Consider the following 22,425-nt stretch of genomic DNA (forward strand, 5'->3'; position numbering starts at 1 on the left):
ATTCGGACACGCGCTTATATACGTAGATTCCTGAGTTGCTTTGTTATGTTATGGGCGCCTCTAAATCGAGAAGGCACATCATCTAAATCCGGGCTTCCAATCTCCTGAGTAGCAACATACTTTACATCCGCACATGTCTTTTTTATCAAAACAACGCCCCATCTTCCCTTATTATCGGGGCTTTCCGTGCCCAATAACGTTGGAAAGCCGCCTGCATAATGATTAACAATAGCATAGCTTTGAATCGCCCTAAGTAATTGCCAAAAATTCGTTGGGTCCGGTAAATCCAAATGAACGAATTTATGCACAATTTGTGGTGCCAATAAAGGGAGTTTCATCGTTTTGCCCAAAACCTTTATTTCTTTCCATTCTGTCATAGTTGTCTTTTTAAAAATACGGCTAATACATCACTTGTCATGTGTGCAGGGCTCCCGATGAAGTACGTAGGAAAACCTCCTACGTAACCTTGTCTTTGGGCTTCGGCATTCACATACATAACTCCATACCTTGCTTGGTCAATTGTAAACGGTGCAGCCACACTCATTCCTCCTTTCGTCCTTTTTTTATTCATATGTATTTTTTAATTAGCCACACTAAATTTCGGTCAATCTCCCTCGAATAACTTGTGATAATCGAAATTGGGCACAAAGGTTGGTGAGGTTGTCTTTGTTTTGAATTCTAAATACTCTAAATTCTTCATCGCCTTTTAGGAGGTGGTTTTCTTTTGCTCGAAAATCAACAATTAGTAATAACAGAGAACCAAAAAAACTCTGACCACACGGCCAGAGTTCCTTGCTTGAAATTAAGCAGTTATTTCCTTTGTATTCACCTTCGGGAAATAATTTCCTGTCCATACCATGAAGCCCATTCCTACATACACCAAGCCCCAGAAGAAGGCGAACCATTTCTCAAGCCCCGGCATTCCGAACGATACGAGCATGAGTATAAAAAGGATAATCGTCCAACGCGGAAATACCTTTGCTCTGAAAGTAACGATCATCAGAATGATAGTTCCGAGCAGCATCCCCATACCGGAGACAGCTCCGGTAAGATCAACGAACAACTGCCCCTTTTCGGCATATTCGCCGTATGCGAACAGACCGTAAAAGTTAGATGCAACAAGCAAATTGCCGACCATGATCAGAATTGTGGAAATGAACCCCAATACGCCAGTCCCCTTAGACTGTGCCATATACAGCGCAATGGAACTGACGGCCATGAGGATACAAGCGATAAACCCGCAAATCACTTCCGGTGTGCTGTCGTCTCCCCAGATGAGCGACGACGGGGTCATTCCGATTCGTACGATACCAGCTAAGAAACAGATAAATCCGAGCGACTTTACTACTTTTTCTACTGTCATTTTGACCAACCTCCAACTGTTTATTGACTTCCTTGTAATGAATTGTACCAAATCATCGTTCCCGTCAACGAGAGTATACCCTACCTAGCGAAGACAGGAAGATTTATGGGTAGATCCGGGAAGAAATCCGCAAGTCATATACAGATTCTGGGTCAGGGTTTATAATTTTCATATAGCTTTCCTTGGCCGATTAGGAGGAAATATGAGACAATTAAGCAGGAAATTAAGTAGTCAAACGGAGTGGCTATTGCAGGCGCTTATGGTTGCAATTAGTGCCATAATCGTTGTTTTTTTCATTAGCAGTATTTCAGACTATTATGAAAAGCTGCGAAATTATTGCATCTTCCTGCAGTCATGCGGTTCATTGGCTCCACCGCCGACCACTACTGAAGTTCTGAATCAGTACAACTTAACGGTAGATTCGTATGCTGCTGTTATTGTCGCGATTGATTGCGGGCTTGCTTTCCTCTTTTATACGGGCGCGGGCATCATCCTTTGGAAGAGCGGGCTGGAGCGGATGGGGAAGCTTGCCGTGCTCGCCCTCGTTGCGTATGGGACTACATTTCCCTCGCTCGTCTATCTCGCTTCGGAAGGAAGTCAGGTGCTGCAGAGGTGGCCGGATGGAATCAGCACTGTCGGCTGGATGACGTTGTTTTTGTTTTTCTTATTGTTTCCGAGCGGAAAGCTAGCACCTTCCTGGACATTCTTCGTATGGATCCCGTTTAGCGTGGTCCAGCTTACCAGCTTCCTTTTCCCGGATACCAGTATCAATCTGCATCAATGGTCCGGAACAGCGAGAATCATTTACTACTTGACTGCCATCGGCAGTATCATTTATTCGCAAATTTATAGATACAGGAAGATTTCCAATGCCGAGCAACGGCAGCAGACGAAATGGGTCGTCTACGGCGTCACAATTTCGTTTCTCGGTTTCTTCGGAATAAGTGCCTTTTTTGTTTCGGATGCAGCGTTCAGCCCGATCTCTTACATTTATTTAACCGTCGCTTTGCATGTATTTGTATCCATTATTCCTTTGACGCTTGCATTTGCCATCCTGCGTCATCGCCTATGGGATATCGATCCACTCGTCAACCGGACGATTGTCTACGGTACGTTGTCCGTTGCCATCGTACTTGTCTACTCCGCATCTGTAATTTATTTAAGCAGCGTGTTCCAGACGGAGAAAAGCTATATCATCTCCCTGATCGCGACCTCCATCGTTGCAATTCTATTCGCACCGCTCAAGCAGTGGCTTCAGCGTATCGTGAATCGGCTGATGAAAGGCAGGCATGATGACCCGTTTGCCGTGTTGGTCGAGTTGGGAGACAGCCTGATAAAACCTATGGCACCAGGACGTGTGTTAAGTGTCGTCGCTCGAACGATTCAAGATGCACTTCGGCTTCCGTATGTCGCTATCTCGATCGGAATGAACGGTCAGGAAACGATGGCGGTATCCGTCGGTGAAAAAAAATATGATATGCATGTGTTTCCTCTTATCCATGGTGGCGAAGAGCTCGGAACGCTCTGGCTGTCGAGTCGTTCGCCAGGAGAGGCATTCAGCACGGAAGATAGCAAGCTGCTGGATATATTGCTTCACCAGGCCGTGCCGATCGCCAAAAATATAAATATGACTGCCGGTATGGAACTACTGGCCAAAGATTTGCAGGAATCACGTGAACGTCTGGTGCTTGCTCGTGAGGAAGAGAGAAGGCAAATCCGAAGAAATCTTCACGATGATCTTGCGCCGCGTCTGATGTCGCTCGCGTTTAACGTAGCAGCTGCGGAACAGTATATTCGAAAAAGCCCAGATACGGCGATTGAGCTACTGGGAGAACTGAGGCAGGTCATCCGAACGACTGTAAACGAAATCCGCACAATGGTACACGATTTGCGCCCGCCGACGCTAGACGAGTTTGGGCTGTTAGGCTCAATCGAGGCACGCATTGACGAGATCTTGAAGACGTCCGGTCAAATGTCAGCTACACTGCATAATGACCCGATATGTGTGAAATTACACGTGTTGGAGGCGCTTCCAGCTTTGCCAGCAGCGGTGGAGGTAGCGGTGTATCGCATCGTAACAGAGTCATTAGTTAATGTCATAAGACATGCAGAGGCAACGACTTGTGATGTATATATACGGTTAACGCCGGCGCAGGAGCTGCAAGTCGAAGTCATCGATAACGGGAAAGGCATTCCTGTTCCCATGAAGCCATCAGGAAATGGTGGCATCGGACTGACCTCAATCCGCGAGAGAGCGGGAGAGCTTGGCGGTCAATGCATATTTGAAAGATTGGAAACTGGTGGTACGCGTATAATGGCGCTGCTTCCGCTACTGCGTGGGGAGGAAATAAAATGAGAATTTTGCTCGCAGACGATCATCCGCTATTTCGGGGAGGCGTGCGCAACTTAATTGGAACTACAGAAGATTTGCAGGTAGTAGGAGAAGCCTCAAACGGGGAAGAAGCGGTGCAGTTGGCCTTTTCCCTGCGGCCTGATGTCATTGTCATGGACATTCGGATGCCGGGCATTAACGGTATCGAAGCGACGAGAATGATCAGGGAAAAGCAGCCTGAACAAAAAATACTCATCGTAACGATGCTAAAAGACGACAAGTCCGTTTTTATGGCCATGCAAATGGGAGCACGAGGTTATGTGCTTAAAGATGCCGGGGAAATGGAGCTGCTGCAGTCCATTCGAATAGTTGGTGGCGGTGGTGCTGTATTCAGCTCCGATATCGCAGCACGCATGATGCATTATTTTACGATGCCTAAGCAGTCACAGCCGTTAAATCCGGCGCTCTCCGAACTGACGGGCAGAGAGACGGAGGTGCTTGAGCTGATCGCGGACGGATACTCGAATGGACAAATTGCATCCCGTCTGCATTTGAGCGCGAAAACGATCGCCAACCATGTCACGAATATATTAAATAAGCTTCAAGTTCAAGACCGTCACGAAGCCAAAAAGGTGCTTAGGAATTCTCATGAAGCAGCAGACCTAGAAAAGTAATGTCACTACAAAGTTGTGTTTAATCGGCAAGAAGAAATAATTGTAAACTTATTTGTATTTCAGGTTTTTCACATGAAAACACCACTTCAAAACTTAATTTGTAAATTGATATTATAAGAAAAACCAGCAAACCCTTGAGTTTGCTGGTTTCTTGCACTTCAAAACTTATTTGTCACCCAACACCCTGATGTTGGATGACAAATTGGTTTTGAAATGACAAATAAGATTTGAAATAAAAAACGTTCACTTCACTCATCACTGGGTGGTGAACGTTTTTTTAATGAGTTAGAGCAAATGATTAACAGCAGAGGGTGGATTAAGCTCCCTCATAGAATAAGGATTTTCTCACGAATGCTCGCTCATTCGCAGGATTTCAATATGCATGGTAATTAGGAGTTCAGTTGTTTGGGTCTTGTGGGGCAGGTAGTTCCGTTAGAGCGCATGCGGGAACAGAAGGTGATGAACTTCTTTACAACATCTTCCATAAAAATGGTTTGCTGCACGCTTCTCTCCACAAGGTCCTTGGGGATTCACTCTCCCAAATCTCGACGGGTCTTTGCCCTCACATTCCTTCGTCCTATCTATCCAAGGTGTGGAGTCCGATCAACGTTAACGGAACGGGTCTATGCCCTAAAGCGTAAAAATCTCGGTACTCCGTGCTTTCTTTGTGAGATCCTGCGAATGAGCCAATTTACGTGTCAGGGTTACGATTTACTTTTTATGCTGCTAACGGTAGTTGTGCTTTATCTATGGAGAATGTTTGTCCTTCTTTTGCCATGGCTACAAGCATCCGAGCCAGTTTCCCAATCAGCTTCATCATAGACTGCATTTTCGTCATTCTTTTCACTTCGGTATTGTGCGCATGCATGGCTTGGAACGCTTCATTGAAAGATAGCAGGTGAAACACAGTGAAGTAGAGATATTTGCGCAGTAGTGAGTTGCCTCGCTTGGTGAGCTTAATTTGCCCCTTATATTTGCCAGAACTTCGTTCTGCTAAGTTCAATCCTGCCTTGCGTAGTAATTGATTTCCGTGAGACAGCTTACGTAAGTCCCCGCCAAATGCCAATATGGCAGCCGTTGCTGGAACAGAAGTACCGACAGATCGAACGAGATCAGAACAAGGAATTTCAGGCAGTATCTTTTCAATCATTTCGTCCACTTCGTCAATAATTCGGCAGATCCTATCATACTCTTCGATGAGGTGCCTTAGCTCCCATTTGTCTTCTTCAAGGGCAGTAGTGTCTCCCACGCTATTTCTAGCGAGTGATTGAAGTTCCAAGGCCTTGTTCTTGCCTCGCACTCCGCCTGGTCTGGCCATATATTCACCCCAGAACTGTACCATTTGCTCCGGAGTTAGCTGCAATAGGTCAGAAGGGGCTGGAAACCGGCGCAAAGTGGCTAACGAGCGATCGCTAAAAATATCATCAAATGCTTGTCTGTATTCTGGAAATCGGATATCTAGCCAGCGGTGGATTCTATTCTTAGTCCTTCCTGATTTAACCACCCAGTGCTCTCTGTTTGTAACCATAACCCGTATGCGACGGAATGCTTCATCCTTTGGGGAGAAGGGCGTGTAGAACCCACGGCTCACCGCATCGGCGATGACCAGAGCATCGTTTGGATCATTCTTGGAAGGTGAGTTATCTCTGTTTTCCTTATTGCGTTTTGTTGTCATTGGATTGACAAGAGCCACATCAATGCCCCGATCCACCAACCAGTTGGCAATATTGAACCAGTAGTGACCGGTGCTTTCCATTCCCACAACCACGTCATTCATGCTGTGCATCTTCTGTAATTTCCGAATGTTTTGTTCTAAATGCTCATATCCGGCAAGGTCATTTGAAAATAGAATAGGGCGCTTGGTGAGGACAACACCTCGAAAATTAATGGCTTGAGCTGCGTGTTTCTCCTTGGCAATGTCGATGCCTATGACCAGAGTAGTAGTGCAGATTCGTTCTACACGTTGATTTTGAGACTTAATTGGATTAGACTTCATGATAACGCCTCCTAAGGTGAGTTCTGAGGGCTGCAACCCAGTACATACTCATCGTAGCGAGGCGTTCTTTTTTCTGCAAATTCAATCTACTATCACCTACAGGAATGTTAACGGGCAGAATAGTGGAATAAGATGGTCCTTTTAGTTCATCCTTTTTTTGTAATTAAAGGATAGTATTTAATGATAAAGACAAATAGGAGAGTGAGGGATTTATATTGACGAACATAGTGCGGTTTATCGGTATAATGATACCGATATTACTTAGTATTCTCGCTTGCAGTAATGATGAGGTTCATCATTCTAGTATGCCAACAGTAAACTTTCGACATAGTGACCAGCAATCGGTCTATAGACCTGACATGTTTCTTGAGAATATAGCTTTTCCCTTCGGTGAAGGTTTGGGGGACAACCACTAGAGTCAGGGACTCCTCCTTCTGAGGCGAAGCTTATCAAAAGCTTTGCTCTAACTCGCTCTGAGGCGGAAGTACATATTTATAAAAGCGGTGGTGATGCCTCCCCAATATATACGGGGTATCTCAAGGGTAAGAACTCGGAATGGAAGTTGGGTAACTTGCCTAATTTTAATGAAAATCAAGCTTGGATTAATCCGATGAATTTCATAACTGGGGATGTGTCTGGCGCGGCTATTGAAATCCCTTTTGGTGAAATAGGTGCACAGAATGGATTGCTGATTTATCATCCTAAAACCGAATCATGGAAGATAACAGATTTTCAAGGACATACCGCCATTCCGATGGATCTCGACAATGACGGTGTCCCTGAATGGGTCGGAAATATGACGGATTGGGTGCCGCCTGCTGTGGAGATCCATCGTTGGGTCGCAGAATATGATCGTTTTGAATCGACAGTTATTCAATGGGATAGAAGTCTCTTCCCTGATGCGCCTATAGAAGAAATATTTTATTCATCCCTTTTTGGGGAGGAGGGGAAGCATTTCATTGAAATAGGTAACAAAGATGGTTACGCCTTTTTTACATTTGACCACGGGTTCTTAAAAAAGTACAAACCTGCCGATACCAGAAGCCGTGTCTGGGAAATGCAAATGACTCGACAGCATCATTAATTTTGAATATCATAATGCTCGTTGCACTAACGAAAGAACGATACCTACGACAAGGAGTTATTATGAAAGCCCGAAAAGATATGCGCCAGGTTTGTCCTAAATGTGGATACGAGAAATGTCTACCTAAATTATATATAGATAACCCCAAATATCCTTCTGGTGCAATTTTAAGATGTAAGCAATGCAAATCATTTTTTGCACTAAATAACAGTGGTGAATGGTATTTCTGGAAAGAGTGGGAGAACTGAAACCTGTGTTCTGATTAAACTAACGTTTTTTAACAAATACAAAGAAAAAGAAACGATTAAAAAAACCGATATTAAGAAATCCAGTTCTTCAATAAAGAGAGTGGAGATGCCACAAAAATATGCCGCTCGTGATGAATTGATAGCATTAAGGAATAATATTTTCAATCGATATAAGAAATTACTTGAGGTCATAAGCGAGGATTCTTCAAATACCGAGGAAATAAATGCAGTGTTTTCAGACATTGATATTAATCAAATTGAACTTGATCTAGAAAATGCGTCCTCTCATTGGTCTAGTAAAGACTATACCCTTGGACGATTAGAAACTGAATTCGTAGAAGCAGTTTTAGATGTATACACATGGCAAATCACCCTAAACAAATCAGATGATAAGCAAATTAGGGTGAACGCATCTTTCAAAATACGGGATGCAGTAATAAAAGCACAAAATACAAATCAAAAGATACTAGTGATTATCAATTCCAAAGAGTAGATTATAAGCGTGGATCTAATCGCGTCTCAAGGCCTATAAATATAATACTGATTGATAAAAGACCTACATATCTATATGTGGGTCTTTTATGCATTAACTTTGAATAAATTTAATATTACAGGCAAGAATTCTTAATAAATACTAATAGAAAGAGGTGACCAGAGTTTGGGTGAAAAAAAACGTGAGGACTCATGGAATGACGAACATGATCAATTACTAGCTAAAACAGTATTATCTCATATTAGGACTGGTAGCACACAATTGGCTGCGTTTGAAGAAGCCGCTTCTATAATTAATCGTACAGCAGCAGCGTGTGGATTTAGGTGGAATAAAGATATTAGGAAAAAGTATGAAAGTGAAATACAAATAGCAAAACAAAATCGTTCGTCTAATCAGAAGTCAAGACAAAAAGAAATAAAACAAGTAGTTACTGTATCTAGTGCTTTATCCGCGGATTTTCCAATTGAACAGTCTATTTCTTATAATGAGGCCTTACAAAAGATTATTAAATTAGCCAATGAACAATTGCAAAAGTATGATGAGTTGCTTCAAGAAAACATTAAGCTTAGGGAAGAAAACAATGAATTAAAATCACAAAAACAACAAGCGTCCCCTGAAGTTTTAGCCCAAGAGGATCTTGATGCATTCCTTCAAATAATGAAAAGGGCAAAAAGTATAACGTATGCATAATATTCCTTAAACTCCACATTATAATAACACACCAAGAAAAGGAGTGAATTACATCATGGCTAACAACAACACATTGGCAGTTCCGCAAGCGAAAGCGGCAATGGATCAACTAAAGTATGAGGTCGCTCAAGAGTTAGGAATTCAGCTTCAAGCATACAATGGAGACCTCGCTTCACGCGATGCTGGATCCATTGGTGGTAACATCACTAAGAGGTTGGTACAAATCGCAGAACAACAACTTTCAGGCGCTACGGGAAGCTTCAGACGCTAATTTGATGATATTTGCAGGTAACCCCAGAAGACTACAAGCACCTATTCCTCAATGGGTGAATGCAGTCTTTTTTTTATCTAAGAATGCAAAATTAAAATTAGTATCCACCCCTACACAGGGGTAACCGTCTTTTTTCAACTGTAAACATATTAATCCACGTAATAACTACTGGAGTGGTTCTTAAAGATGAGAAAATCAGCAGTTATTAATCATGTTAATCAGTTTCTTTTGGAGCCGCTATAACCAATATAAAAATAATGTGTAGAACAGAAATAGTAGGGGAAGTTTGCGGAACGCTCCTCATAGGGGATCAGAAAATGAGGTCTGGAATCACTACGCTAATACTGATATACAGAGTCGATGCAATACTCCCGTTAAACACGATCTTTTGCACGGTCTCAGCTACATCCAACTCGTTATCCATACAGATATAAGCGCTTGCAGCAATAACGATTGATACCGCCAGTAACATATACATTTAACACTTCGCCTCCAATTCTAGAGGATATGCAGTGCCATTCTGAACAAGAACGGCTAGTCACGGTGGTATTTGTTTTCTTTACAAGACACAAGGTTCGGAGTTCTGCAAAAAATTCATGAAGAGTTATAGAGGAGTTAATACAAATGTAGCTATTAGAATAGAGGAGGAGAAAAAACATGGGGAAAAAGCGGGTCGCAACATATTCATTGCAGGTGGAGTTCAAAGAATTTAATGAAGTTGATAAGAATTTGATTAAAAAACAGACCGCAAGCTGTTTGGTGACGGAAGGTGGTCGGTCGATTCGTTTAACGATATAAATAGAAAAATGGTACTATATCCTGGTCTTCAATAAGGAAGTTTAATAGACAGGGAAATTTGAAAGTGAATGAACAGATGCTTAAAAAAGCCCTTCTATACATACCATTTACATATCCGTTGAAAAATGGTGCGCGCGACAAAATAGAATTAAAGCTACCTTTGATCTTTTCGTGCTGATTATTGCTATACCATTGTTATGAGGGGAATTTCTTTCAGTCGGGCCATAAGCGCTGAAATGCAGTAAAATAATAGATTTTTTTTAAACCTTGACATACTGTTGTCATAGCAGTTGTTTATTATATATAGAGAGAACAATGTAAGAAAGGACTTTTAATATGAAACTAATTAATGGGGTTACTTACTACAATAAAAACGAAGTAGCCCAACTTGTAAACCGAAGTCCTCAAACAATAAATTTATGGGACAAATGGAGCAATGAATTATCTGAGCAAAATAAAGATCGTCTTATCCCAGAATCGATACGAACCGAAAATAACTATCGTTTCTGGTCAGCCGATGATGTTGAAAAAATCAAAGAATTTGCTGAAAACATTCAGTATGGAGATTTGTCTGATTTTTCTAAACGTCAATGGGGAGTGCGCTCGAAGTCGCAAGATTCTACCATGAAAGTGCTCACATGGAATATTCGACAAGGAGGAGCCAAGGCGAAAATTGATTCTATTATCCACGCTTTGATTCAGCATGATGCAGATATCATTGTCATTACAGAGTTCAGAGATAATATTAATGGTGAGAAGATCAAGTTGAAATTATCAGAAGCAGGCTGGGAATACACACACTCGTCAAGTCCTCCAAGGAACCAAAACGGAATATTGATTTTATCGAAGCACTCATTTGAAATATCCCCTTATCAATATCAATTACCGAAAGCAAGTCATAGATGGATTGAAATCTTTGTGCCAGGTTTAGATTTGACAGTGGTTGGCATACATATTCCAAACTATGGCGAACAATGGGATAAGGAAGATTTTTGGGAATCCGTGCTTCGCTTTGCGCGGATAACTAGTGACTCAAGATGTATAATATTGGGTGATTTTAACACAGGGCTAGCACAAGATGCGGAGGGGACACCATTTAAATTAGGTGAATACATGGAGAAATTGACTCAAATTGGATGGGTAGATTCTTGGAGAATTCTGAACCACAATGTGAATGAGTATTCATGGTATAGCTCTGCTAATAATGGATTTAGGTTGGATTATGCATTTCTATCACCGATGGTGTCCGGAAAATTGTATAATAGTAAGTTTTCTCACTTGGAAAGATTTGAGAAGTTTTCAGATCATTCAGTCTTGATTTGTGAGATTTATCGAGATTACAAAAATGAGGGTAATATATGATGAACGTTTTTAAGCACTATAAACAGAGGGAGAACCACTGCACGAATATTTTAATGAATCTACTAGCGATGAATGATTCACATCTGCTTAGGTTGTTTTTGGAACGCTTACTCCCTGATGCGGTTATGTTCGACTATTCTGCCATCGATTATATACTTTTCGGCGAGCATCCCCCTGCAGAAATTAAATCGTATGAATTCTCCATAGGAATAGCACCATTTTCACGAACAGAGTTGGATGAAAATATCACTCCAAACCCATCTTCCATTCCTGATGCATGGATAGTCGGTAAAAACTTTACTCTTCTTTTCGAATTCAAAGTTTCCAGTTACATTAATGATGCACAATTTGCGGCTCATCAACAAAAACTGTCCGCTACAAGTAGAGAATTAAAGATTACCTGGAAGGAAATAGGTGAGATACTTAGGGGATTAGAAGGAGATATAAGCACTCTGTGGCTACTTAAACAATTCTACGACGTCATTTGTGATCTGGAGTCACCTAGGCCCGCTTCAGGGATGCCCAAGCAAGTAATTAGCAGGCGCCGGGCGCAAGCACATGAACCATATTTTGTAATAACGGGGAATAAACGATTAAAGTCTTATAGAGTCGATGTAATGCTTCCTGGGGAAAGTTTAAAGTTATTATTGGAGAATGGGAAAGGCATTCAGGCAAGTCGACGATGGATACAGCAATACATAGAACAAAACAGCAATGGATCTATCTTCTTAGGAGACAATGAAGAAATAATAGATTACTGCGTGGATCCAGACAGACAAAAACAAGCTTGAAACAGGTGGCTGATAGGGTCGATGTAGTGATTGACGCATGTAACCTCCCCGACTTACCAGAATTTCCATCATGGTTAACGAGTGATAACACAATGAACATCAATTCGCTTTTTGATGAGGAGGAAAAGATATACCAGTCTAAAATGTTTAGATTACATCTAAATGAACTTAATATTAACAAAAATCATGCATGTGAAATTGAATTGATCCTTCAACGACGGCTAAATGACCAGAGTAGATCGAAATAAGCTGAACGATTTCCAAAGCCTTCAATATAATTTACAAAAAAATCATCGAGTATTGGTTTCATCTCTGAAAACTGGAGAACATGTGGAAAATTGAGATGGAAAAAAAGGAGACAATGACTTTCAGATTGTATTCGATTCATCTCCAGACCATGCATCAAATTAGGAACAGAAATCTTCCTCATAGTATTAAACCTTCAAAAGAGACACTCAAGCTTCTCTTTTTGATTAGTTGACCGCTACTTGGTCTTGTCCGACTTATTATTTTCGGCTTGTGCTGGAAGTCATCCAAGCATTACCGGAGATTTAATGATAACTTCACTGTTAAGGGTTCTGCGAAGTAAATACCAGAAAATGCACAATATCTCCTTAAAGTACTCGAATACTAAAGAAAGGGGACTTATAAAGTTGTCGTTATTGTTAACGACCATCCACCTTTAATAATTCCAAAAGAAGAGCCGTGAATTGACGTTTTCAAAACAAATAGACTCCATATGCCATTTGGATCCCAACTATTAAACTCACTTAAGGTTTCACCGTATGGTGGACTGATTTGTAGAAATTCTACACCAGGATCGATATTAGTAATAACTGTTGGTATGTAAGTTCCAGATATTAATGGACCATTAAGATTAATATTCTCGTCAGCATTATCGTCGAATGTAATTCTCACATGATTAGCATTACCTTGTGATACATTACCCATAAGATATGAGCTTTGATTTTGCGGGCCTATAAGTAGAATATGGGTATTATTTAGAGCTGTATCTTCGAAGTCATAAAGTGTAGCTGTTATTTTTGTGATTGTTCCAGTCAAGCCTGATACAGCTATTACAGATGGATAAGATGAAGAAACATCATTGTTAGGAAGATTAATAGGTAAAGGATTTGCAAACGTAGAAATTCGGGGACCAATGCCTAATTTTATTACTATCGAGTTTAGCAGATCTTGCACATTGTTAAGGTTAGCTAATGATCGGGATTGAGCATGTGTCTCATTTAGCTGTGCAGCTAGCATAGCATCTAATACTTGTAGCTCATTTTGTATATGATCTTGCTGAGCACTAATAGCGTTTAGTTTTAAAATAATATCGTTTAAGTTAGCCATTTGGTCTCCCCCAAAATGTTTATGGGATAAATTATGCAACTAAGATTAAAATATACCTATATATACCTTTAAGATAGGTGACCACATCGGCAAGGAATCGGACAATTTTCTTGTCCATAATCGAATAATGGTCTTGATAATGATCGGAAGGTTAAAGAGAAATTATCAGTAAAGATTATTTACCGTGTACAAATTGGTAACTCGGAGGAGCAGGTATGGACGATCAAATATCGGCAATAGAGAAATTTCTTATGGATCTCGAAGTATTGGATCAACTAGAAGCGAGGATTGCTGAATTCAACGTTTTTCAGACGTTGAATATTCACCAAACCGAGATCCGTCATAGTAACGTCCTGGTTTGGTTGTTCAACCCTACTGAGAATCATGGATTAGGTGATACATTCATTAAGAAATTTATCCAGACAATTTATTTTAACAATAAAGAATCATTAAGTAATATGAACCTGTCAATGTTGGACCTTACCATGATGAATTATTACGATTTTGAGGTAAGACGAGAATGGAATAATATCGATATTATGTTGCTCTCAGAAGAAAATCAATTTGTTGTTGTAATAGAAAATAAAGTATTAAGCAAGGAATCCGATCATCAATTAAATAAATACAGGTTAATAATAGATACACATTACAAAAATTATCATAAAGTTTATCTTTTCCTTACCCCAGAGGGTGATCCGCCAAGTGATGAGGAGAATTGGATTAGTATTAACTATGGGTTAGTATATTCTAATTTATTGAAATCCATTGAGCTAAAATCAGGGGGAATCAATGAAAGGGTCAGACAATTTTTAGACCAATACATCGAGATATTGAGGAGGTATTTTGTGGGAGAGAAGGACATTGAAAAGATCTGTCGTGAGATCTACTTTAAGCATCAGAAAGCCTTGGATCTTATATTTGATTTCAAGCCAGACACATACTTGGATATCAAAAATTATATTACTGAATTGTTATCCGCACAAAAAGACGTCATCATTGATACCTCAAATAAAACCTACATTCGTTTTATTACGAGTGACCTAGACAATATCATTCCCAGGGAAGGCGGCGGTTGGACCAGTAGCAATAGAATTTTACTAGTCGAGTTACAAAATAGGAGCGATAAATTGATTTTGAAAATCATTATTGGCCCCGGAAATCAAGAAATTCGAAGAAAACTCTTTGATATTTCCGAAAAACATAGCAATCTATTTAAAGGAAGACTTAAAACTCTAAGTGATAAATATTCTCAATTATTTTCAACAGAGATCTTGCCAAAAAATTATATGGATCAATATGATTTTGAATGGATTAAGACCAAGTTAAAAAAAGAATTCGATCATTTCATGGCAAATGATTATGAGAATATACGCAACACGATCATAGCAGATTTCTTAGTTTCAAAGAGGGACCAACTGGAGAAAATTTGAAAGTTTTAGTTACAAAATAAACTCGCATTCAAACGTCTCAAGGGGATTCGATTATTTGTTATTTCATCTGATATTCGATGAGCTGATAAAAGCTCAAAATTAGCCGTTATGCAGGGTATATGATATGGATAGATTCAATACCGTTGGCGTTCACATGTGGTTGTTTTGAGTAAGAGGCGCATAGCTGCAACATGAACAAGGGATCCCGATGAAGGGACCCCTTGTTTGACTTTTCTATACGTTGATCTTAATTCAATTCTAGTTCTTTTATAGCGTCAATCCGCAGTTCCTAATGCAATGTCCCTTACGCCCAGCCCACAACTGATCAAATAAGTTTGGAGTTTATTAAAGTGAATTGTCTTTGATAATGTACTGCCGCTAGCCCTGTGGGCGGCATGATGGTAGTATAGGTTGGTACTCCTTAAAACAATTCTCCCACTCCTCGTTAAAAATACAAAATTCTTTGGTATAGCAGGGATTATTAAGAAATTGTATAAGCCTTAGATTGACGTTTTTCGTCTTTTCAGAGCATTCCGCGGCAGGTTTTTATCAGCACGAAAAAATTAAGCAAGGTTAAACTTCTTTTATCATTCGATACCGGTGTCTTCTGAGAGGCATATTAGAGAGCGTGGTATAAGTTACTTTGATAACTCAGTACTCGATTGTAGAAATAACTCAATTACAACTTTAGCTATCACTACAGCCATTACCGCCATTCTTTTCAGTCGTTTTTTTCCGTTTTACTTCCCTTCAAAAATCAGCACCCACATGAATAAGATATTTGGCATTATTGGCATAGGCTAGGCCAGAAGTAGTCTATAAAATTATTTTTAATAGACTGAGATTCTTGCAAAGGAAGGTCCCACGATGGAAAACATGTACGCGTCCAAAATTGCCGAAATGAATTATTTAAATACGGGAAATACCTTGAGATACCGTCCCATCCTGCGTTATTTTTATGAGCAGCATGGCTACAGGACACAGTTAAAAGCCGAGGACATTCTCCAGCATCTAAAACAGTTTGATGACTTTGATTCCTACACGATTGATGAATTAAAGAAAGATTTAGATGTTCTTGAAAGTTGGAAAAATATCACCACCCGGCAAGAAGCAAATGACTATTACACCATTGAGGAATTTAAATCCAAACGGTTTAAATATCAAGCAACGCATTACACGATTCAAATCGAACGTTTTTTAGAAACCTTGGAGACAAGTAAAGCAGACTTTGGCGGTGGATCCCTGGATAAAACGTTATTCGATCGGATTATTGAGGCACTACGGCACTTACATGCGATAGAGGCCTCCATAGAGCCGGAAGAGGTTTACCGCAGATGGGAAGACCTGATGGAATATTTCCGAAGGCTCGACAGAAAGACAAGCGACTACCTCGCTCACATTTCTTCGTTTCAGGCGGAAGACGAAATGCTCAGCGAAGCCTTCTTGGTTCGCCGACAGGATCTATTGAATTATTTGCGAGATTTCGTGCTTGTTCTGCAAAAAAAAACACCCCAGCTACAGCACATGCTAGAAGAAAAATTTCATGAAGAATGGATCGGAGAAATCATCGAAAAGGTGGCAACATACCAGTTAACGATTTTCCGTTTTGGCGAAAAAGTATCTCCCGAAGCAGTGAAAAAAAGGCTGCACGATGAGTGGACTTCCATGTTTATGTGGTTTTGTGGCGTAGAGAGTGATGCCAAAAGTGTTATGACACAGACCGGAGAAATTATCCGGAAAATGTTGCGCTTCGCAAGCCGTCTTATGGAAAGTAAACAATATTTACGCAGCCGTAAACAGGAATTCTGGGATTTAGCTCGACATTTTTATGAGCTTGGCAATGATGAAAAAGCGCATGAACTCGCATCGATAGTAATCGGCGTCTCCCATACCAAGCATTTTGCCTGTGATGAAAATGATAACTCGGGAAGAATTGAGAGTTTCTGGGACGTTGATCAGGAGCCAATCGAACTCGGCTCGCGAAAACCAGGTTTTCGCTCCAAGGGAAAAATTAGCGGTATCGCAAACAACAAAGCGCAGCAAAATCAAATGCTAGAAGAATACATGCGGCAACAAGAAGAAATTAAGCAAAACTTTTTGATGCTCATTCAAAACGACAAGATCGAGCTGGCAAAGCTACCGGTTCTAACAAGACCCCAGCGTCAGAAAATTTTAGAACTCGTAAACCAGTGCCTGCATGCGGCAGAACACATCGGACGTACCGAATGGGGGCATACGTTTAAATGGTCTCCAGGTGACGGTAGCGTAAAAGTGCAGTGCCTTGATGGGGAGCTAGTCATGCCAAGCGGATCACTACTTTTACAAAACCTAAGCAAGGGAGCTAGTGCCGTATGAAGACCGAGGATGGATTAAAGAAGGCATCTAGGCTATTGCTAGAACAGTACTGGATTGTCCGTGAAGAACAGCAGGAAGAGTTTGATCTGGTGAAAAAGTTTGAGCCGCAGTTGAAAATCTGGTTTCGAGAAAAACTCGGATTTGAATTAGTGGTGCACCGTAAAATGTTTGCTCGCCTTGAGAAAATTCCAGCTGTGGCAAGTGAACATATGGTGTGGGAAGCAGATGTATTCAAAAGCTCGATGGACTATACGATTCTCTTTTCACTCTTTGCCTTTTTTGAAGGGCGCTACGATGAAACGTTCTTGATCAGCGATTTTTGCGAGGAGCTCCGGGCCAATCTGGGGGAGCAGGATGAGAAATTTTTAGAAAAGCACCGAAATCGGCTCAGCTTGATCCGCGTGTTTAAATATACAATGCGAATGGGAATCTTAATTCATCGTGACGGTGATATTGATGCATTCGAAAAAGAAGTGTTGTTTAAAATTCCGCCGATTGCCCGATTCTTCATCCGGCAATTTCCTTGCGCGGTCAGGGATGGTCTTAAAAACCCAGATCTTTTCACCGGGCTTCCTCCTGAAGAGAGAAGGCAGCGCATCTACCGCACCCTGCTACTTGAACCTGCGCTGTTGTTCTCGCGTCTTGAGCCGGAAGATATCCAGTACATTAAAAAGCAGTTCCCGGTGCTTGAGAAAGATCTGTTCATACACACGCCATTCCAAGCCGAGTTTTATACCGAGGGCGTCATATGTGTGCGACGCGATCCGGAGGGAAGTACTATGCGTGATTTTCCAGCGGACTCATCCATTTCCGATCTGGCGCTGCAACTTGCTGAGTGTCTTAAGTTAAAGTATTTGAACGGTGACATTCAGCCGGATGATGCAGGCAGGATCACCATGAAACGTTTCGACTGGGAAGAAATGCTGCTCCAATTGAAAAACGAAAACAGCTCTTACTGGAAAACGGATTACGCCGATTTGAAGCTCGAATCCTTAGATAAGGAAATTACGAGGTACTTGATGAGCTGGGGAATGATCGAAAGACCTGATGCGCATACAGTGGGTATCGCCCCGCATGTCGTTCGTATCACCGGGAAAATTTATCTTAAAGGAGAACAAGTGAATGAAGTGGAGACCGAGTAGAGCGGCGTTAATTGATTTTTGGGTGTTTGACTACCAAGAATTTCATTTCAGTGATGGCAAAATGCTGCTTCGAGGCGAGAACGGTTCGGGGAAATCGGTAACGATGCAGAGCTTGTTTCCTGTCATGCTTGATGGAAATATCTCGCCAAAGCGACTTGATCCGTTTGGTAGCAGAGATCGTAAAATGGACTACTACGTACTTTTTGAAAATAAAATGGAAGACAGGACGGAGCGCACAAGCTATATCCTGCTCGAGTTTGAGAAGCCAGGTGAAGATCGGTACATAACGCTCGGGATGGGAATCAACGGAAGAAAGGGTAAAAATAAACTCGATGTCTGGTATTTTATCGTCAACAACAATACCCGGTACCGTCAAGATTTTGATGTGATCCGCACCCGGACTAATCTGGAAGGCGAACCCGAGATGGTCACCTATCAAAAAGCGGAGCTCCGGAAAACACTCGGAGACGGGGTCATGCACTTTGACGAAAAGGACAAGGAGCAGTATGCGACGACTGTCAATAAGTTGTTGTTTGGCTTTCCGTCCATGGAGGTATTTCAAAACTGGATCGAACTGCTGGTACAGCTACGAACACCGAAATTGTCGAACGCCAAAGACATGAATTTTAAAGCCGTATATGAGATATTGAAGAAATCCATGCCGGGGCTAACCGATGACGAGCTTCGCGTGTTGATTGATTCCATTCAGCATATCGATAACATTCATGACGATGTTCAGGCAAGCACAGTGATCTTGAAATCGCTGCAAATCATTGCAGAGTCCTATACTAAATACAATTCAGCGGTGATCAGAGAAAAAGCGAAGCAATACACGGAAGTCTTTAGCCGTGAGATCGAAAGCAACAAGAAACTCGAGAAATTAAAAGCAGATCAGATTAACATCATTCGCGAGAAACAAGAAATGGATCAAAAAATTATCGAGTTAAGCAATGAGGAAACGGTCATCATAGCCGAAAAAGAAATCTATGACGACCATGAAGCACTCGGACTCCTCGAAAAACAAGAAAGGCTTGAGAAAGAGCTGAAGCTAAAAAGCCAACAGGCGCAGGAGAAAACGAACCAATATCATACTGAACTTAAAAAGAAAAAAAGCGGAATTGATGCTCTGGATCAAACCCAATCCGAGCTGTATGCAGTTCTCAGAGATATAGAGGGGACCCAAAAAGAAGCGGCAGAGGTGGCAGATGAAGGCGGCTACTTGGAGCATAACTATTACGCCCAGCAGCAGTCACCGGACTACAAGACTTGGATCCAGAGCGTTCAAAACTACCAGGGCGAGCTGAATGCTGCACTTGAGAAATTAAGTGCGCTGAAAGCAAAAGAGCTACGACTTACAGAGATTTTGGATGAACGTGCAGAGTATCAAAAAGATTTTGATACTGTCACCGATGATTCACGCAAGTTAAAAGAAGAATTGATTGGAATGCAAGAGAGATACATGCAAGAACTTTCATCGTGGAGGGCGAGCGTACGATCACTTTCTCTAGATGATGACCAAAAGAAGGAGTTATTTACTTTGGCTTCGATGATTGCGGAGGAACGTGGCTTTGATTCCGTCAAATCGCTCATTACAAGCGTCGCCCGTAAACAAGAGAAGGCAATCGTGCAAAAGAGGTCCGAGAACAAGCAAGCGCTGAACGATTGCGATAAGAAGCGCATCGAGGTTAAAGCAGAACTCACCAGGTGGCAGCAAATGATCGATCCAGAACCGGCTAGAAGCGCAGGCGCTGAAGCATTTCGCAAGTCGCTTCTCCATGCAGGTGTTCCACATGCACCGCTTTTTGCCCTGATTGATTGGAAAGAGAACATAGGTTCTCAATCGCGTCTAGATTTGGAATCTGCCCTTTTCGCCTCAGGGCTGCTTGATGCACTCATCGCACCATCACTACAAGGGAAGGAAGTTCTTGAAGACTGCGTTCTGCAAAGTTCAGATAAAATTTCACATCAAGGGTCACTGCTCGATTATGTCGTGATCACGACGGGTAAGTCAGGGATTAGCGATGAACAAATATCAAGATATGTGTCATCTATATCCGTGAGAGAAGGTGGAGAGGGACACACAATCATCCTTCCTGATAAACGGTACCGCATCGGTGACTTAGTCGGACATGCTCAAACGGTCGATCAGTGTTATGTGGGAAAGGCTGCTCGCGATAAACTGAGAAGCAAAATGATTGAAATGCAGCAAAAGCTACTTCAGGAGCTAGATGAAAGCTATACGTTATTGCGCAGCGAACAGGATCGGCTTCAACGGGAACTATTTCAAATTGCCGAGGACGAAAAACAATTGCCTGTCCCTTCAGACATTCTAAAAGGGCTGCAAGCAATCGCAAAGCTTCGCAGTAAATTGGACAGTCTACAAGAATCACTCGATAACACTCACCGGCAGCACAGCCGCGTATACGATGAATGTAGGGACATTCGAAAAGATCTTCAGAACTTAAAGCTTACTATCGAACTAACTGTGTCTGGGTGCAAAAATGCTATCCTGGCGACTCAGGAATATGTAAATGCCGTGCATGATATCCAAAACAAAACGATCCGCCAAGCGAATTTCCATTCTAATTTGATCGCTGAACAAGAACGCATTGATGAAATTGAAGAACGTATCATTGGGGTACGCGGTGAACAGATTGAAATCGACGCTGACATCGCAGCAATTACAGGTAACCTTCAAGCACTTGAAAAGCGGTTAAATGAAGTCGGCGCCGATCAAATTCAAGATCGTATCAAGGCCATCGTTTCTAGGTTGAAGGAAATCACAAACATTCTCCGAGATGCTTTAAAACAATCAGGTATATTGCAACTGAGCGAAGAGAAGATTGCTGGTGAAGTCATAGATGCTCAAAATGAACATGCTCGGTGCGTTCAGATGACGGTTACTGCAGAGCAAATTTTAAAAGAAGAACTTACACTCCCGATTCACGAAGACATTCAAACGGATCTCCTTTCGTTTGCGAAATCGGTTGGGAGCCGTCCTGGAACAAGCAGTGAAAATGCAGCGATTGAACTCAACAACGTGCTACTGCAGGAACGTTTGCTTGACTATCCATTTGAATTAAAATTGATGTTTGAAAACCGCAGTGGCTTGATTGCCCAACGGCGGGTACTAGATGTTGCGACGGGAATCGGAAGGTTGAATCCGAGTGAAGCAGTTAAAGAGGTATCCGAGAAGCTTGAGCAGTTACAGATGTCGCTTAGCGAAGAGCATCAGCGATTGTTCGAGGATATCATTTTAAATACGTTGGGTCAGACGATTCGCGAAAAAATAACTAAGACTAAGCGCTGGATTGCTAATTTGAACCGAGTAATGCAAAAACGAAATGCTTCCATTTCTTTCCGACTGGAGTGGAAAGGGAAAAGGGCGGAAAGTCTGGAAGAACTGCATACAACTGAACTCGTTGAACTTTTGATGGCAAGACCCGAGCTTTTAAATGAAAGCGATCAAGATAAGATAGCCAAGCACTTCAGGGCGCAAATAGATCGCGCACGGGAATGGGCGAGCGACGAGACAGCAAGCATAACCATTCAAGACGCACTACGTATTCTCTTGGATTATCGCGAATGGTATGATTTCAAACTGGAGTGCTTTAAAGATAACAAGTGGGCAGAAGTGAACAAAACGTTCTTAAATACGGCCTCCGGGGGTCAACGGGCTCTTTCCGTATATGTGCCGCTGTTCTCTGCACTTCATGCATGTTACGAAGGAGCCAATGATGACGCGGCAAGGCTTGTTACATTGGATGAAGCTTTTGCCGGTGTTGATGACAGGAACATTACGGAAATGTTCGATTTGATTGAGGAAATGGACATCTCCTATGTACTTACTTCTCAGGCGCTCTGGGGAGATTATCCGACCGTAAAAAGCTTATCCATTTCCCATATCTTAAGACCGCAGCATGCCAACTATGCTAGTGTCGCGCAGTTTTATTGGAACGGAGTTGAGCGGGTTCCGTTAATGCCTAAAGAGGTAGAAGTTAGTTTTGATGAGCAGCTCGAACTCAGTATATAAGGAGCGGTTA

The 22,425-nt window shown here is 41.7% G+C and carries 19 protein-coding genes; 13 read left to right on the forward strand and 6 right to left on the reverse strand.

Features of this window, described 5'->3' with window-relative positions; translation table 11 throughout:
• Positions 1 to 14 precede the first annotated feature (14 nt).
• The 3 genes from AC58QO_RS28255 to AC58QO_RS28265 form a co-directional block, all read right to left on the reverse strand.
• Complete coding sequence (locus tag AC58QO_RS28255) at positions 15 to 377, reverse strand: hypothetical protein (RefSeq protein WP_497271470.1); 363 nt, start codon at positions 375 to 377, stop codon at positions 15 to 17.
• Positions 374 to 538 carry a hypothetical protein gene (locus AC58QO_RS28260; RefSeq protein ID WP_497271472.1) on the reverse strand — a complete coding sequence of 55 codons (165 nt, stop codon included), beginning with the start codon at positions 536 to 538 and terminating at the stop codon, positions 374 to 376. The genes AC58QO_RS28255 and AC58QO_RS28260 overlap by 4 nt, the downstream gene beginning before the upstream one ends.
• Positions 539 to 802: 264 nt before the next feature.
• Complete coding sequence (locus AC58QO_RS28265; protein WP_497271474.1) at positions 803 to 1,363, reverse strand: hypothetical protein; 561 nt, start codon at positions 1,361 to 1,363, stop codon at positions 803 to 805.
• Between the two features lie 202 nt (positions 1,364 to 1,565).
• Between AC58QO_RS28265 and AC58QO_RS28270 the strand changes: the two genes are divergently transcribed.
• Complete coding sequence (locus AC58QO_RS28270; protein WP_497271476.1) at positions 1,566 to 3,719, forward strand: sensor histidine kinase; 2,154 nt, start codon at positions 1,566 to 1,568, stop codon at positions 3,717 to 3,719.
• On the forward strand, positions 3,716 to 4,369 hold the full coding sequence (locus AC58QO_RS28275) for a response regulator (protein ID WP_497271478.1): 654 nt from the start codon (positions 3,716 to 3,718) through the stop codon (positions 4,367 to 4,369). Before AC58QO_RS28270 ends, AC58QO_RS28275 begins: the two co-directional genes overlap by 4 nt.
• A 718-nt stretch (positions 4,370 to 5,087) precedes the next feature.
• Here the strand turns inward: AC58QO_RS28275 and AC58QO_RS28280 are convergent.
• Positions 5,088 to 6,365 carry an IS110 family RNA-guided transposase gene (locus AC58QO_RS28280; RefSeq protein WP_497271480.1) on the reverse strand — a complete coding sequence of 426 codons (1,278 nt, stop codon included), beginning with the start codon at positions 6,363 to 6,365 and terminating at the stop codon, positions 5,088 to 5,090.
• 571 nt (positions 6,366 to 6,936) lie between these two features.
• Here AC58QO_RS28280 and AC58QO_RS28285 point away from each other — a divergent pair.
• The 4 genes from AC58QO_RS28285 to AC58QO_RS28300 all read left to right on the forward strand — a co-directional run bounded on the left by AC58QO_RS28285 (position 6,937) and on the right by AC58QO_RS28300 (position 9,151).
• Complete coding sequence (locus AC58QO_RS28285) at positions 6,937 to 7,449, forward strand: hypothetical protein (protein WP_497271482.1); 513 nt, start codon at positions 6,937 to 6,939, stop codon at positions 7,447 to 7,449.
• Positions 7,450 to 7,803: 354 nt separating this feature from the next.
• The gene (locus AC58QO_RS28290) at positions 7,804 to 8,190 is read left to right on the forward strand and encodes a hypothetical protein (protein WP_497271484.1); all 387 of its coding nucleotides are present in this window, start codon (positions 7,804 to 7,806) and stop codon (positions 8,188 to 8,190) included.
• 165 nt (positions 8,191 to 8,355) lie between these two features.
• A complete protein-coding gene (locus tag AC58QO_RS28295; protein ID WP_497271486.1) occupies positions 8,356 to 8,880 on the forward strand; it encodes an RsfA family transcriptional regulator in 525 nt (174 codons plus the stop codon).
• Positions 8,881 to 8,935: 55 nt separating this feature from the next.
• Positions 8,936 to 9,151 carry an alpha/beta-type small acid-soluble spore protein gene (locus AC58QO_RS28300; RefSeq protein WP_497271488.1) on the forward strand — a complete coding sequence of 72 codons (216 nt, stop codon included), beginning with the start codon at positions 8,936 to 8,938 and terminating at the stop codon, positions 9,149 to 9,151.
• A gap of 310 nt (positions 9,152 to 9,461) precedes the next feature.
• On the opposite strand, the gene AC58QO_RS28305 is transcribed toward AC58QO_RS28300, so the two are convergent.
• Positions 9,462 to 9,629 carry a hypothetical protein gene (locus AC58QO_RS28305; protein WP_497271489.1) on the reverse strand — a complete coding sequence of 56 codons (168 nt, stop codon included), beginning with the start codon at positions 9,627 to 9,629 and terminating at the stop codon, positions 9,462 to 9,464.
• Between the two features lie 179 nt (positions 9,630 to 9,808).
• Between AC58QO_RS28305 and AC58QO_RS28310 the strand changes: the two genes are divergently transcribed.
• From AC58QO_RS28310 to AC58QO_RS28320, 3 genes are all read left to right on the forward strand, one after another.
• Positions 9,809 to 9,949 carry a hypothetical protein gene (locus AC58QO_RS28310; RefSeq protein ID WP_497271491.1) on the forward strand — a complete coding sequence of 47 codons (141 nt, stop codon included), beginning with the start codon at positions 9,809 to 9,811 and terminating at the stop codon, positions 9,947 to 9,949.
• A 336-nt stretch (positions 9,950 to 10,285) separates the two neighbouring features.
• A complete protein-coding gene (locus AC58QO_RS28315) occupies positions 10,286 to 11,311 on the forward strand; it encodes an endonuclease/exonuclease/phosphatase family protein (RefSeq protein ID WP_497271493.1) in 1,026 nt (341 codons plus the stop codon).
• Positions 11,308 to 12,102 carry a hypothetical protein gene (locus AC58QO_RS28320; RefSeq protein WP_497271494.1) on the forward strand — a complete coding sequence of 265 codons (795 nt, stop codon included), beginning with the start codon at positions 11,308 to 11,310 and terminating at the stop codon, positions 12,100 to 12,102. Before AC58QO_RS28315 ends, AC58QO_RS28320 begins: the two co-directional genes overlap by 4 nt.
• A gap of 645 nt (positions 12,103 to 12,747) precedes the next feature.
• Here the strand turns inward: AC58QO_RS28320 and AC58QO_RS28325 are convergent.
• Positions 12,748 to 13,455 (reverse strand): hypothetical protein, encoded by a 708-nt coding sequence (locus AC58QO_RS28325; RefSeq protein WP_497271496.1) that lies wholly within the window; start codon positions 13,453 to 13,455, stop codon positions 12,748 to 12,750.
• Between the two features lie 215 nt (positions 13,456 to 13,670).
• On the opposite strand from AC58QO_RS28325, the gene AC58QO_RS28330 reads away from it, so the two are divergent.
• The 4 genes from AC58QO_RS28330 (at position 13,671) to AC58QO_RS28345 (ending at position 22,415) form a co-directional block, all read left to right on the forward strand.
• Positions 13,671 to 14,885: a PDDEXK-like family protein gene (locus tag AC58QO_RS28330; protein ID WP_497271498.1), complete on the forward strand. Its 1,215-nt coding sequence runs from the start codon at positions 13,671 to 13,673 to the stop codon at positions 14,883 to 14,885.
• 867 nt (positions 14,886 to 15,752) lie between these two features.
• A complete protein-coding gene (locus AC58QO_RS28335) occupies positions 15,753 to 17,240 on the forward strand; it encodes a TIGR02677 family protein (protein ID WP_497271500.1) in 1,488 nt (495 codons plus the stop codon).
• Complete coding sequence (locus AC58QO_RS28340; protein ID WP_497271502.1) at positions 17,237 to 18,382, forward strand: TIGR02678 family protein; 1,146 nt, start codon at positions 17,237 to 17,239, stop codon at positions 18,380 to 18,382. Before AC58QO_RS28335 ends, AC58QO_RS28340 begins: the two co-directional genes overlap by 4 nt.
• A complete protein-coding gene (locus tag AC58QO_RS28345) occupies positions 18,363 to 22,415 on the forward strand; it encodes an SbcC/MukB-like Walker B domain-containing protein (RefSeq protein ID WP_497271504.1) in 4,053 nt (1,350 codons plus the stop codon). Before AC58QO_RS28340 ends, AC58QO_RS28345 begins: the two co-directional genes overlap by 20 nt.
• Positions 22,416 to 22,425 lie beyond the last annotated feature (10 nt).

This window comes from Paenibacillus sp. J31R30 (assembly GCF_059692115.1).